General features: G+C 45.8%; 10 protein-coding genes, 1 other RNA gene and 2 pseudogenes. 7 read left to right on the top strand and 6 right to left on the bottom strand.

All coding sequences use genetic code 11. From position 1 onward, the window contains the following. A pseudogene (locus ACIG3F_RS12560) lies at positions 1-146 on the top strand (IS5/IS1182 family transposase); the annotation flags it as partial. Between the two features lie 32 nt (positions 147-178). Here the strand turns inward: ACIG3F_RS12560 and ACIG3F_RS12555 are convergent. Together ACIG3F_RS12555 and ssrA are read right to left on the bottom strand one after the other, a co-directional pair. Then, positions 179-421 (bottom strand): annotated as a pseudogene (locus ACIG3F_RS12555) (Arm DNA-binding domain-containing protein); the annotation flags it as partial. Between the two features lie 183 nt (positions 422-604). After that, positions 605-963, bottom strand: a transfer-messenger RNA (tmRNA) gene (ssrA, locus tag ACIG3F_RS12550). A 130-nt stretch (positions 964-1093) separates the two neighbouring features. On the opposite strand from ssrA, the gene glpK reads away from it, so the two are divergent. Then, positions 1094-2578 carry a glycerol kinase GlpK gene (glpK, locus tag ACIG3F_RS12545; protein WP_396470198.1) on the top strand — a complete coding sequence of 495 codons (1485 nt, stop codon included), beginning with the start codon at positions 1094-1096 and terminating at the stop codon, positions 2576-2578. 73 nt (positions 2579-2651) lie between these two features. On the opposite strand, the gene ACIG3F_RS12540 is transcribed toward glpK, so the two are convergent. Then, the gene (locus ACIG3F_RS12540; protein WP_180000918.1) at positions 2652-3149 is read right to left on the bottom strand and encodes a thioesterase family protein; all 498 of its coding nucleotides are present in this window, start codon (positions 3147-3149) and stop codon (positions 2652-2654) included. A gap of 105 nt (positions 3150-3254) precedes the next feature. Here ACIG3F_RS12540 and hemB point away from each other — a divergent pair, with 105 nt between their 5' ends. Continuing rightward, positions 3255-4268, top strand: a complete 1014-nt coding sequence (gene hemB / locus ACIG3F_RS12535; protein ID WP_396470201.1) for a porphobilinogen synthase — start codon at positions 3255-3257, stop codon at positions 4266-4268. Positions 4269-4283: 15 nt separating this feature from the next. Continuing rightward, positions 4284-5408 (top strand): NAD(P)/FAD-dependent oxidoreductase, encoded by a 1125-nt coding sequence (locus ACIG3F_RS12530; protein ID WP_396470197.1) that lies wholly within the window; start codon positions 4284-4286, stop codon positions 5406-5408. On the opposite strand, the gene ACIG3F_RS12525 is transcribed toward ACIG3F_RS12530, so the two are convergent. Both ACIG3F_RS12525 and ACIG3F_RS12520 read right to left on the bottom strand, forming a co-directional pair. Further along, positions 5397-6302, bottom strand: coding sequence for a TIGR01777 family oxidoreductase (locus ACIG3F_RS12525; RefSeq protein WP_396470196.1), 906 nt, complete (start codon positions 6300-6302; stop codon positions 5397-5399). The two genes, ACIG3F_RS12530 and ACIG3F_RS12525, sit on opposite strands and share 12 nt — an antisense overlap. Before the next feature lie 155 nt (positions 6303-6457). Further along, on the bottom strand, positions 6458-6916 hold the full coding sequence (locus ACIG3F_RS12520; RefSeq protein ID WP_005107697.1) for an ABZJ_00895 family protein: 459 nt from the start codon (positions 6914-6916) through the stop codon (positions 6458-6460). A 474-nt stretch (positions 6917-7390) separates the two neighbouring features. Between ACIG3F_RS12520 and ACIG3F_RS12515 the strand changes: the two genes are divergently transcribed. The 3 genes from ACIG3F_RS12515 to ACIG3F_RS12505 are packed head-to-tail and all read left to right on the top strand — an operon-like array spanning position 7391 to position 13370. Further along, positions 7391-8644, top strand: coding sequence for an exonuclease SbcCD subunit D (locus tag ACIG3F_RS12515; RefSeq protein WP_396470195.1), 1254 nt, complete (start codon positions 7391-7393; stop codon positions 8642-8644). A gap of 8 nt (positions 8645-8652) precedes the next feature. Further along, the gene (locus ACIG3F_RS12510; protein WP_396470194.1) at positions 8653-12258 is read left to right on the top strand and encodes an AAA family ATPase; all 3606 of its coding nucleotides are present in this window, start codon (positions 8653-8655) and stop codon (positions 12256-12258) included. Between the two features lie 5 nt (positions 12259-12263). Beyond that, positions 12264-13370, top strand: a complete 1107-nt coding sequence (locus tag ACIG3F_RS12505; RefSeq protein WP_396470193.1) for an acyltransferase family protein — start codon at positions 12264-12266, stop codon at positions 13368-13370. A gap of 31 nt (positions 13371-13401) precedes the next feature. On the opposite strand, the gene ACIG3F_RS12500 is transcribed toward ACIG3F_RS12505, so the two are convergent. Next, entirely contained in the window at positions 13402-14091 is a 690-nt protein-coding gene (locus tag ACIG3F_RS12500; RefSeq protein ID WP_396470200.1) for a YggS family pyridoxal phosphate-dependent enzyme, read from the bottom strand. Between the last annotated feature and the right edge of the window lie 15 nt (positions 14092-14106).

Genomic DNA, 14106 nt, shown 5'->3' with positions numbered 1-14106 from the left:
AAACTAAGATGCATTGCATCAAATTATTAGGAGATAAACTCAGTGCAAGGAGTTTTGATAGCCAAGTGAATGAAATCCATGCACGTGTAGCAGTCCTTAACAGATTTACGGAATTAGGTCGACCACTTACCCGAGTTACGCCTTAAATTTAGCTCAATTAGGGGCGCTTTGCATTTCAAATCTTTGTGCAACAAAGCCGTTTATATCTCAGATCAAGCGCGATCTCCCTTGCACGCTTTAAACTTAGCTCAGGATAGATACCTAATGCTTTGGACTTCCTTTGTCCATTTTCCGTGTATCTGATAGACCAATATTTTTTGCCATTCGGATCGATTCGTAAAGACAGACCATTAATATCAGAAAGGCGGTACTGTTTTTCCTGCGGTAGTGCTTTTTTACATTGCACATCAGTAAGTGACATATCTTTATCCCACATAATTAAACTTATTTAGTGGGTCAAATTGTCCCAATTTTGACCCACATAAAGCAAAAATAGGGTCAAACAGCTTAGGATAGGGTCGGACAATACAGCCAATAAAAAAGCCTTTAGACATTGAGTTTAAAGGCTTTTTTAGATTCCGATGGATTACTTCGGAAAGAATTTTGGTGGAGGTGGCGGGAGTTGAACCCGCGTCCGCCAGCACTACGCTCGAGAATACTACATGCTTAGATATCGTCTATTGTTTTAACTCTTTGTGACCCGACGAACAGGGTACAAATCGCGATCCTCTTGATTTAGTACAAAGCCCCGAGGCTTGGCTTTATACGGACTTGTGTGCGTGCGCTTCAGTCGGACTCTCTAACCACAAGTATTCGGAGAGGCGGACAAGCTGCCCTTAGGCAGCTAGAGCGTATGATTCGTCGTTTGCGACTAAAAAATGCAAATTTGATTTACGAGAGAAAATGCGCTCTCGGCATGCATCTATGAGTTTCATCACCAGCGTCGAAGCCAGAAACACCCCCAAAGTACAAGGCAATCATAGCATAAATGTCAAAAATTACGATGTATTTTCTGAACATTTACACAACTTGATGCGCTTAATTACATTATTGCGCTAATATTTTACTTTTCAAGCCAAATAACAGAAAAATTATGAGCTACCTTCTGGCCCTAGATCAGGGAACTACGTCAAGTCGGGCAATTATTTTTAATGAACGTGGACAAGTTCAGGCAACTGCTCAACGTGAAACGCATATACAGACTCCGCATTCAGGTTGGGTAGAACAGGATGCTCAGGAAATTTGGAGCTCACAGATTGCTGTGGTACAACAAGCTTTAGCCACCGCTGGTATTCTGGCAAAGGATATTAAAGCCCTTGGCCTGACTAACCAGCGTGAAACCACTGTAGTTTGGGATCGCAGAAATGGCAAACCGCTCGCCCCGGCAATCGTCTGGCAGGACCGTCGTACCTCTGACTGGTGTAACCGGCTGATTGATCAAGGCTTGATGTCCAAAATTCAGCAAAAAACCGGCCTACGGATTGACCCTTATTTTAGTGCGGGAAAATTGGTCTGGTTTTTAGAGTATGTCGAGGGAGTACGGGCACTCGCTGAACAAGGCCATGTGGCATTTGGTACTATCGATAGCTGGCTGATCTGGAATCTGACCCAAGGCGCAGAGCATGTCATTGAAGCCAGTAACGCTTCTCGTACCATGTTAATGAATCTGCAGCAACAGTCGTGGGATGAAGAGCTACTCGAGCTGTTTAATATCCCGGCTTCAGTCTTACCGAAAATTATCTCTTCTGACTGTTATGTCGCTGACACTGCTTCTGGCTTACTGGGGGCCAATATTCCCATTACCGGAATTTTGGGGGATCAGCAGTCTGCACTCTTTGGCCAGTCCTGTTTTGAGGTGGGCAGTGCTAAAAACACCTATGGTACTGGCTGCTTTATGCTGTTCAATACCGGACATAACATTCAGCTTAGCCAGAACAAGCTGCTTTCTACTCTCGCCTGGCAAGCCCAAGGCCAAACTACCTATGCGCTGGAAGGCAGCGTATTTATGGCTGGTGCTGTGGTGCAATGGTTACGCGATGGCCTCGGAATTATTCAAAAAAGCAATGATATCGAAAAACTGACCTGTAAAGTTGAGGATACCGACGGCGTGGTTTTGGTTCCGGCCTTTACCGGACTTGGCGCACCGCATTGGGACAGTGAAGCGCGTGCCCTGCTCTGTGGCATGTCTCGTGGTACGACTCAAGCGCATATCGCCCGAGCAGCCTTAGAATCAATCGCTTTTCAGGTATCGGATGTCCTCAGTGCAATGCAATCCGATATTGCCCACCCTTTAAAAGAATTACGGGTCGATGGCGGTGCCAGTAGCAATGACATGCTGATGCAGTTTCAGGCAGATATTCTCAATGTGCCGGTGCTGCGTCCGAAAATGCTGGAGTCTACCGCTTGGGGGGCAGCTGCCATGGCCGGATTAAAATCCGGAATATTTTCCAGTCTGGAGGAAATTTCGCAGTCTTGGCAACTTGAACGTGCCTTTGAACCAAAAATGCAAAATGATGAGCGTGAAGCTCATTTAGCCAAATGGCAGAAGGCCTTAAAACGGGCCAAATCAGATCTATAACCTGTATCGATCTGAAGGTCGAAAGCTAAAAAAGCACTGTTAAACAGTGCTTTTTATTTTCTATCTCTTACCCTCAATAAGCATAAGATGCAATCGCTGTAGCAATTGGCTTATCTTCATCATTGACCATGGTCATACGCATGGTGCAGCCCTTACGCCCCAAACGTAAGGTTTCTGCCCGCGCGATAAAATATTTACCACGCCCGGGCGCCAGATAATCCACCCGCATATCCACTGTCGCCAAACGCGAGACTTTTTTAATGGTGTCCGCAATGGTTTCAGGTTCGGCTTTTTTATATAGCTCCCCCATCGCTACAATTCCACCGACACTATCGAGTACCGTGGCCGCAAGACCGCCATGCAAAATTTGAAACGCGACATTCCCAACCATAAAATCCTGCATTTCGACATAGGCTTCGATCTGGCCTTCCACCACCCGCATGCTCATGCCATTATGCTTAAAAAAAGGAGAGCTATTAAAAGCATGTACCAACTGATTTAAGACCACATCAATATCCACCTTTGCCCCCAAGTGTATATTACCTGTCCAGCTTTTCTCTGTCTTAGTCATCACTCTGCTCAAATCCACCGCAATAAAAAACCGCTAATTTATGCCCAAAAATTTCAGTTAGGGCTACAATAGGTGCCTAGTTTAATACTGATTGCTGAGATTTTTATGACCTATACGTTCAATCGTCCCGCGTTTCCTGCAACTCGCATGCGTCGTATTCGTAAAAATGAGCATTTACGTTCTATGGTACGTGAAACGCATCTCAGTGCAGATCACCTGATTTATCCAGTATTTGTACTGCCGGGACAAAACCAGAGCCAAGATATTCCCAGTATGCCGAATATCCAGCGCCTGTCAGCAGACTTGCTGTTAAAAAAATCAGAGCGTCTGCTGGAACTGGGCGTCAATAAACTGGCACTGTTTCCAGTCACACCACAAGAAGATAAAAGCCTGACCGCCGAAGCGGCTTGGCGCGAAGATGGTCTGGTCCAACGCACTTTGCGTTTATTAAAAAAGGAACTGCCAGAAATGGTGCTGATTACTGATGGTGCACTCGACCCATATACCACGCATGGTCAGGATGGCATTATTGATGAGACCGGTTATGTCTTAAATGATGAAACGGTCGAATGTCTGATTAAACAGGGTCTCAGCCATGCCGAAGCAGGCGCAGATGTATTTGCCCCAAGTGACATGATGGATGGCCGGATCGGTGCAATTCGTCAGGCCTTTGAACAAAATGGGCATATCTATACCTCAATCATGGCTTATTCAGCCAAATATGCATCCAGCTTCTATGGTCCATTCCGTGATGCAGTCGGTTCTGCCAGCAATTTAAAAGGCGGCAATAAATACAATTACCAGATGGATGTCGGTAACCGTGCTGAAGCCCTGCATGAAATTGCGCTGGATATTCAGGAAGGTGCAGACATGGTCATTGTTAAACCGGGCATGCCTTATCTGGATATCGTCCGCGAAGTCAAAGACACTTTTGGCGTACCGACCTTTGTCTATCAGGTTAGTGGCGAATACGCGATGCTGGCCGCAGCAATTCAAAATGGCTGGTTATCTGATAGCGTCATTTTAGAATCATTGATGAGCTGTCGCCGTGCCGGTGCAGATGGCATCTGGACCTATTTTGCTGAAGAAGCTGCGCTTAAACTGAAAGACATGAAGTAAAAGGATTTCGGCGCAATGCATATTGCCATTATCGGCGCTGGCATCACCGGTCTGATGTCGGCGCTGGAACTGCTTGAACAGGGATGTTCTGTTACTCTTTTTGATCAGCAGGCCGCCGGACAGGCTGCCTCCTGGGCTGGAGGAGGCATCCTCTCCCCGATGTATCCCTGGCGTTATCCCGCTGCTGTAAATGCTTTGGCCCGCTATGCCAAACCACTGTATCAGAAGTGGAATAATAAACTTCAACCCGTGACCGGGATTGATTTCCAGATTCATGAAACAGGTATGCTGATTTTTGATGAATCCGATTTTGAAATCGGTTTAAGTTATGCCGCAACACATCAAGAGCCGCAGCAACAGGCAGAATTGCTTGATCAGGCTAAACTGCAACAGATCAATCCCAGAATTAATCAGAGCAAATTCAAACAGGCGATTTATTTCCCTGAACTGGCCAATATCCGTAATCCACGGTTATTACAGTCGATCATTCGCTATTTGAAGCAGCATCCTCGTGTCACCTGGCAAGAAGACTGTAAAATCACTCGGCTCAATATTCAGCAAGGCCGTGTAAAAAGTATCTCAGATGAACATGGCCGGGTTTTTCAGGCAGATCAGTATGTGTTCACAACCGGAGCATGGTCACAATACTGGTCACAGCAACTTGGTTTGGAAATTCCGGTACAACCGGTGCAAGGTCAGATGCTGCTGTTTAAAACGCCAGAAAACTGGCTGCCGACCATGTGCATGAATAAGGTTATGTACCTGATTGCACGACCAGACGGACATGTGTTATGTGGGTCCAGTATGCGTCAGGTCGGTTTTGACACCTCACCTTCTAGCAAAATCCGGCAGGATATTTTGCAGGCGTGCATTGAGATGGTACCGGAACTGGCAGATTTTCCGCTGGTCAAACAATGGGCCGGATTAAGACCCAGCTCACCCGAGGGTATTCCCTATATTGGCAAAATTCCCAAGCTGCAAAATGCCTGGGCCAATTTTGGACATTTCCGTAACGGTTTATGTATGGGGCCGGCCTCAGGCAAACTACTCGCTCAACTCATCCTTGAACAAACGCCAATCGTTGATCCAGATCCTTATGATCCAGTCCGTTTATTAGAGCCCAGTCGCTTAGTACTTTAGAATATTGCTCAGTGCTTCTTTCAGAGTTGGATAATGAAACTGGAATCCAGCCTCCCGCAAAGTTTTGGGCTCTACATACTGACCATTCAATACCAGTTGCGATTGTTCTCCCAGCATCATTTTTAAGCTGCACACTGGTAGTGGAAGTAAGGGGTTGCGCTTCAGAATCTGGGCCGCAGTTCGTGCAAACTGGGCCTGACTGCTCTTTTCTGGCGCGACGACATTAAAGATCTGCTCGGCTGTATCCTCAAGTATCAAGAATTCAATCGCACGCAGCACATCCTCTAGATGCACCCAGGTCACTGGCTGACGTCCATGACCAATCCGCCCAAACAGATTCAGCTTAATCGGCAATAGCATCTGCGGAAGAATCCCACCACCTTTGCCAAACACCACCGCAAAGCGAACAATCTTGGTGTTCTGGTTAGTATAGGACAAGGCCAGCTGCTCCCACTTCGCACAGAGTTCGGACATAAAAATATCTTGTGGCGGACTTTGCTCCGTGCAGACCTGTTCCCAGCGCTCATTGGGGTCAATGCCATAATAGCCAACGGCCGATGTTGAAATAATCCGTTTCGGTCTAAGCTGATTTTTTTCTAAATAATCAAATAAATGTCTGGAGGTATCTAAACGGCTATTCAGCAATTTCTTTTTACGCGCTGCCGTCCAGCGGCCTTGACCAATACTTTCGCCAGCCAGATTGACCACATAATCAATCTGATGCTGTTTTAATTCATCCAGCTGGTTAATCCAATGAAAGTCCGGATGTAGTTCAGGTTTATTTTTCTGACGGGTCAGACCAATCACCCGATAATCCCGTTCCAGTAAAAAATGCACGAGATGACTGCCAATAAAACCACTCGCTCCCGTCAACAGCACTACAGGTTTATACATTCGTCATTCTTCGCCTTATTATTTTCTTGATTTAAATTATACGCCACTCATCTTTAGCTTTTTAAACCGAGAAGATCTTTGTAGTGGAGAATTTGTATCTTTCATCATTCAATCAATTTATGAAGATCAGTCGTCACACAATGATTCATCTATACTCACTGAGGTGGATGGCCAAACATTTTCTCTGCCATACGCTGGGCCTGCTTGCCATAAAACCAGTACGTCAGTAGATATAGTGGAATTGCGATCATCAGGAACATGATCAGCACAATACTCATAAATTGTGGCTGCTGTAGATACAGCAAGAAGTCCTGCCAGGCATTCGGATTGGAACGGGTGGCGATGACAATACCGAGCAACAGAAATAATAAATTATAGCCCCAGTAAATCAGGCTAAAACCGAGGGTGAATTTTTTACGCTCTGCCTGGGTCGGCGCACGTTTTTGCTGTTTTAGAAATTTAAAAAGCACCCAAATCATGGCCACCAGATACGGAACAATCGTCAAGACTGCACCCATGCCCATCGGCAGCAAGGCTGCCAGTACACCGCAAATACAAGTAAAAATAAAACATATAACGAAAAACCAGATAAAATAACGACTTAGCGGCAACATATGCATGACTCAGTGATCTTCAACAAGCTAGTATAAAAAAAATCAGGTTTTTTTTCATTTTATTGTCAACCATCCACTATAGGGTGACGTTATATAGGGTACAAGGTACAAAAATTTGGACTGGCATCCACGAATTTTTGCTGACCTTTAGAGCTAAAGCAATAAGTCCAGTGTACAGGGAAATTTTGAATAGCAGCCAAAATCTTCATGTAACACAAATTTGACCGACGATTTCATCATCACTCGAATCGTCGGTTTTTATTTTTTAAAATTCCTATTTTTTTAAAAGCCTGATGGATTGCATGACTTTTCGATGTCTGATGATTTGGATGCGATCATCCAGTAATTTCCATACTGATCAAAATAAATTCAGCTTAAACATCACCAACAATTCGCTGAAATATCGTTTTACAAGTAGATTTTTACCTGTGCTTTTTCCTATAGTAGCAAGGCAGATATCTTGGGGTTCATTACATGGCAGTTCATTTTCTTCACACTTCCGATTGGCATCTGGGACAATTTTTCCATAACCATGACCGTGAATTTGAACATGCACAGTTTTTGACTTGGCTACTTGAGCAAATTAAAACAAAGCAGCCGCATGCTCTGCTGATTGCCGGCGATATTTTTGATGTGATCAATCCAGCTTCCAGTGCGCAAAGACAACTATACCAGTTTCTGGCCGACGCCCACGACCTGGCGCCACATATGCAGACCCTGATGATTGCAGGCAATCATGATTCCGGTTATCGGATTGAACAGGTTGAACCCTTGCTGGCCAAATTCAATGCCAAAGCTGTGGGAATCGTAGGCCGCACTGCAGAAAATACCCTGAACCTGGATCGTCTACTTATTCCTATTTATGATCGGGATAAAAATATCATCGCCTGGTGTCTGACCCTACCCTATTTACGCAGTGCCGAAATTACCGGACTGAATGAACATACCAGCAATAACCAGAACGCGATCAGTTATCTGCATCAACAACTGATTGCCGAAGCCAGAGCCCGCAAACAGCCACATCAGACACTAATTTTAATGTCACATGCGCACATGCAAGGTGGTGAGACCTCGGACTCTGAACGTCCGATTATTGTCGGCAATGAAGAGGCTCTGTCGACGGCGCTGTTTGATGATGTGATTGATTATGTCGCGCTGGGGCATTTGCATAAACCGCAAAAGGTCGGTCAGCCGCATATTCGCTATAGTGGTTCCCCGATTCCGCTGTCATTTAGTGAAATCCATTACCAGCATCAGGTGGTTGAAGTCCGGATTGACCCCGAACAAAACCCGGAAAACCGCTTTCAGTACGATGCCTTAAGCATTCCGCGTACTGTCGAGCTGTTCCGCGTTCGTGAAAAGCTGGAAAATTTAATCACTACAATTCAGGCCTTGCCTGCCGGAGAAATCGAGCAGCTTTCTGCACGGCATTTTCTGGAGGTGGAATACACGACCGATGCGCCGCCTCCGGTAGATCTGCGTCAGCAAATAGAACAGGCCCTACCTGCTAACCGTTACCGACTGCTGCGCATCAGCCGGATTTACCAGCAACAGGTCGACCTTAGTTCAAGCCAGTCTAAAATTGATCTGGCACCCCCTACTCCGGAATCGCTATTTTTCAATATCTGGAAAAAAATGGGCTATGAGCAGGATCACTCGGTACAACGGGATTTTCAGGAATTACTGAATGAAGCCCAACACGAACTTGCACAAAAACAACAAGCCTAGGAGCGGCCATGAAAATTTTACGTCTAAGTCTTCATAATCTGGCCTCCCTCACCGGCACCCATCATATTGATTTTGAATCGAGTCCTTTGGCTCATGCCGGCCTGATTGCCATCACCGGCAAAACTGGTGCCGGAAAATCTACCCTGCTCGATGCCATGTGCCTGGCGCTTTACAATGAAATTCCACGTTTAAAAGGTGCGACAGGCAGCTTGAAAGATGCTGGCGGTCAGGATGTTTCCATCAAGGATTCCAAGAATATTCTGCGCCGTGGCTGCGTGCATGGTTTTGCCGAACTGGAATTTATTGCACTCGACAGCAAACGCTATATGGCACGCTGGGAAATTAAACGGGCACGCCAGAAAGTCGATGGCAATCTAAAAGTAGACCGCTACGTCAAATGTCTGGATGACGACACGACACTGACGCAAAAAATATCGGAAGTCACCCCGCTCATTGAAAAACTGGTGGGCTTAAGTTTTGAGCAGTTTACCCGCGCAGTGTTGCTCGCACAGTCGGAAGTCGGCGCATTTTTAAAAGCCAAAGATAATGAGCGTGCAGATTTACTGGAATATCTCACCAATTCGCAGATTTTCAGTCTAGTTAGTCAGAAAGCCGCAGAGAAATTCAGCGAAGTCAAAAACAAGCGCAACGATCTGGAAAAGCTGATCGGGCATATTGAAATTCTGTCTGAAGAAGACATCAGCGCTTTACAACAGCAGCAGAACTCTTTGTCTTTGCAACTTCAGAATTTGCAGCAATCAGAAAAACTGCTAGAAAATGAGAAACAATGGCATCTGGACCGACATAAACTCTATGCAGAAGTCCATGCCAAAAAAGAAGTCTACGAAGTACAGCAAGATGCAGTAAATAAATCTGCAGGACAGCAACAGCTACTGGAGCAGCTGGATGAATTCCAGTCGATTCGGGATCAGTTTGTGAGTCGTACCCGTCTAGCCCCTCAAAAAGAGCAGATTCAGCACCAGCACACCCAATTTACGCTGGAATTTGAAACGCTCAAACAGAGCTTTGTAGCAGAAGAAGCCAAACTTACAGCCTTACAACAACAGCAGCACCAGTTTCAGCAACACTTGGCAAACCTGAAACCGCATCTGGAGGCAGGTTTAAGGCTGGATCATGCAATTGATACGGTATCAGAGCGGTACAAAAAACTGCATGCAGAGCAAAGCCAGTTTCAAACCCTTCGTCTACAGCCTTTAGAAGAACAACTGCGACAGCAACAACAGACTTTGAATCAGCTACAAGCTCGGCAAGAAAAGGTTGCACAACAATTGGCTGAATCTGGCTTTTTAAATGTGTTCGATCTGGAGCCGCAAAGTACCTTGCAACGCATACAAGACTTTATGCGTCAGTATCAGCAACTGCAGCAACAGAATCCGGACAGCCTGAAGCAGCCTTTACCTGAACTGGAAAAAACCGTTACAGTACTTTCAGGAAATCTGAACCAGTGGATACAACAGCATCATAGTCTGGAACAGCTGGAAGATCATCTCAAAACCATTCAGGAAGTGCGTCAGCAACGCCAAGCGGAACAGCGTCAGCTCGACCTGCTGCAACAGCAGGTACAACAGATCGTTCAACAATCACAAGAATTTGAACAACTGCAATCTGCTGTACATAGCCAACAGCAGCAACTGAAAATGCAGCAAGAGGCCGAACAGGCATTGCATCAGCAGATTCAGACTGAACAACAGGCATATGAACACCTAGAACAAATACTTGCCCAGCAACGTTTATTGCATGCGCAAAGTGTGCAGGATCTTCGTGCCCAGTTAAAACCGGATGAGCCATGCATGGTCTGTGGGAGTATGGCCCATCCTTTTGTCGATGCCGCCCATGAACGTCTGGAACAGAGCCTGAGCCAGTTACAGGAGCAACAGTTACGGCAGGCAAAACAGCAGCTCGATCAGCAACTGCAATCTCAGCAGCAGCAACGCATTGAAATATCCAAAGCACAAACAGTAATTGAGCAACAGCAACAGCGTTGCCAGATCCTGCAAAACCAGATTCAACAATCCTCTGCTGACTGTAAATCTCAACTACTTAAACTGGAAGTGGTTACCGAGCAGCACAATGATCTTCCTACATTCATCCAGTTACTGGCGAATCATACTCAAAGTCTGGTTCAGCAGCTAGAACTGTCACAACAGCAGGAACAACAGCTCCAGCAACAATTATACCAATGGCGTCAACAGCAACAGCAATTGCACCAATTACAACTGGCTCTACAGCAACTTCAGCAACTCGACCAGCTGATACATCCAGTTTTAAGCGTACTGCCCGAGCAGTACCAGTCGCAGCCACCTATGCTCTGCTTACCTCAGTTGCAACGACAATTAGACCAGCGCATGCAGCACTTGGCAGTACAAAAGCAGCTGGAATCTGACCTGCATCAACAGCAGCAAATATTGGAAAAGAGCCAGTATCAACTACAATTGGAACAGCAAAATTTTGCTCAATTGGGCCAGTCTGTAGAGCAGTTGATTCAGCAAGGCAAAGATCTGCGTCAACAACTGGCTGAACTGACCAAAGAGCATGCAGGACAAGTCTACCGTGTCGCTGCAGAATGGCGTGATGCACTAGAGCTACAAGCCAAGACCTTAGAGCAGACTTTAGAACAACAGCGTCAATGCACGGCGCAAGCCGAAAAACGGTGGCATCAAACCCACTTGAAACTGCAAGAATTTATCAGCCAACTTCAGCAGATCGATCGGCAATTGGCTCAATATCAGCAAGATATTCAGGCATGGCAAGCAGCACATCCGCAAGTGATGGCGGCTCAAATTGAACAATGGCTCAGTATTGATCTGAGCACCCATCAACGGATTCGTCAGAATCTGGCCAACCAGAAACAAGCACTCGAAAATGCCAGAACAGCTTGGCAATTACTGGAAGAACAATATCAGGCCCATTTAAAACTACAGCCAGAACATAAATTTGAGGAAATTGAGCAAAAGCTTGGCATGCTGCATCAGGAAAAAATAATGCAGCAGGAAGTGCTCAATGAAACTGATGCCAAACTGCGTATGAATGCCAATAATCAAAACACCTATGCCAAATATCAGCAGCAAATTGAGCAGATTAAAGCCGAAGAATACCGTTGGGGTCGTATTTACGATCTGATCGGACATAAGGAAGGCACCAAATTTCAGAAAATTGCTCAGGAACATCATCTGGATATTCTGGTGGAATATGCAAATCAGCAGTTGCAACCGTTGGCACCCCGCTATCAGTTACACCGTATTCCGGACAGCCTGAGTTTGGCGATTATTGATCTGGACATGAATAGTGAAGTCCGCCCTGTGCTGTCCCTATCGGGGGGTGAAACCTTTCTGGTTTCATTGGCTTTGGCTTTGGCGATTGCCAATATGGCCTCCGGCTCCATGAAACTGGAATCACTGTTTATTGATGAAGGTTTCGGAACGCTCGATCCGGCATCCTTACATATGGTCATGAATGCGCTGGATCATTTGCAAAGCCAGGGCCGTAAAGTCGTCTTGATCTCACATATACAGGAAATGCATGAACGGATTCCGGTACAAATTCAGGTCAAGCCTGTCGGTGCAGGCGCCAGTACTATTCAGATTATAGGTTAAAGATCATGGATACTGCCCCGAATACGCTCTCGCCCTATTTCAGCCTACAGCTTGAGAGCCTACGGGGGATCAGTGCCATTGTGGTGCTGTTCAGTCACTGCTTTCAGGCATTTATTGGGCCTTTCGATACCAGCATTTATTCATGGATACGTCTGCTTGGGCAGGCTGCAGTCATGATTTTCTTTGCCTTAAGTGGCTATCTGATCGGCTATTCGATCCAGCACAACATTCATCAACATGGTCAATTTAATCTGCGCCGTTATGCCCAACAGCGTTACCGCAGAATTTTACCACCCTTCCTGTTCGCAATGGGGTTGACGCTGGTTTTATATCTGCTTGCTCCACTATTATTTACCAGCCATACCCATGCTTTTCAACACAGTTTTGGCATGATGATCCGGACTGACTATAGTGTAGACATGATGGAATTTGTGGGCTCGCTGCTATTTTTGAATGGCTTTGTAACACCAACGGTTTCAGCCAATGCTGCGCTCTGGAGTCTGAGCTATGAAGTGTGGTTTTATGTGCTGGCCGGATTCTTACCTTTTTTAAAAAATTCGGAAATCGCCAAAATCGGTTTTTTTATGGTTCTGGCTATACTATCAGTACTGAACATCCAGTTTTTTATTTATTTTCTGGTCTGGCTCACTGCCTTTGCTTGTTCATTTCGATATATCCAGCTACCTTTTTTAAACCGCTTACAATCAGTCAAATTAGCCCTATTCGGCTTGGCATTTCTAATCGCCTGTTTTGATGCTTACCAGTTTCAGGTGATTGATGAGGCCCAGCAATACCGCGCTGCGAATTTTGCCCCTTTTAATTTCTGTATGGGTCTGGCCTTTAGCTGCTGGCTGGTACAGCTCCAGCATCGACGCAGTCATTATCATCCGGTCTGGGTTCAATCCGCAGACTTTTCCTATACCTTGTATGTCACCCATTTCCCATTACTTTTATTTATTTTGGGCTGTATTCCGGCAACTTTGGCCTATGGTCTGGGCGGAGCAATTTTAGCTTTGCTTGCCAGCATGTGCAGCTTAATAGTTTTTGCCTGGTTAATGGCCAAATGGCTCGAACCAGCCAGAAAAAAAGCGTTATCCAATACCCTGCGATAACGCTTTGCTGCAAAAAACTGACATTAGTGGTTTATACATCTTTTTTAGGCCGTGCACCAAATAGGGCTGTGCCAACACGAACCATGGTAGAACCCGCAGCAATCGCTTCGGTCATATCCCCAGACATGCCCATACTTAAAGTATCCCAATCTTCAGGGTGTGCATGCTGAACTTTGACTGCATCAAATAAAACTTTGGCATCAGCAAAGGCTTGAGGATTATTCGGTGCAGGAATCACCATCAGGCCACGTAAACGTACATTCGGCAGTTGGCTGATTTGTGCCACCAGTTCTGCGACTTCTTCCGGCGGGCAGCCATTTTTGGTATCCTGGCCATCAATATTCACCTGAATACAGATATTCAGTGCGGACTGATTATCTCCACGCTGATTTGATAAACGCTCGGCAATAATCAGACGATCCACCCCATGCACCCAGGCAAAATTTTCTGCCAGATGCTTGGTCTTGTTACGCTGCACATGTCCAATAAAATGCCATTCAATGTCCAGCTCTTTCAGGGCCGTGATTTTTTCCAGCGCTTCCTGCAAGTAATTTTCACCAAAAGCACGTTGCCCTGCCTGATACATCTCTGCCAGCACGCTACTCGGCTGGGTCTTGGAAACGGCAAGCAGTTGCACCGCATCTGCTTCGCGGCCGGCCTCAACACAGGCAGTTTCAATTTGCACTAAGACCTGATTTCGTGACTGTTGCAACATATTCATTGATGGGGTTCTCAT

Origin of the sequence: Acinetobacter sp. NPDC052428 (genome assembly GCF_044547685.1) — a bacterium.
Lineage (GTDB): Bacteria > Pseudomonadota > Gammaproteobacteria > Pseudomonadales > Moraxellaceae > Acinetobacter > Acinetobacter lwoffii_G.
This window is presented reverse-complemented; position numbering and strand designations above follow the sequence as displayed.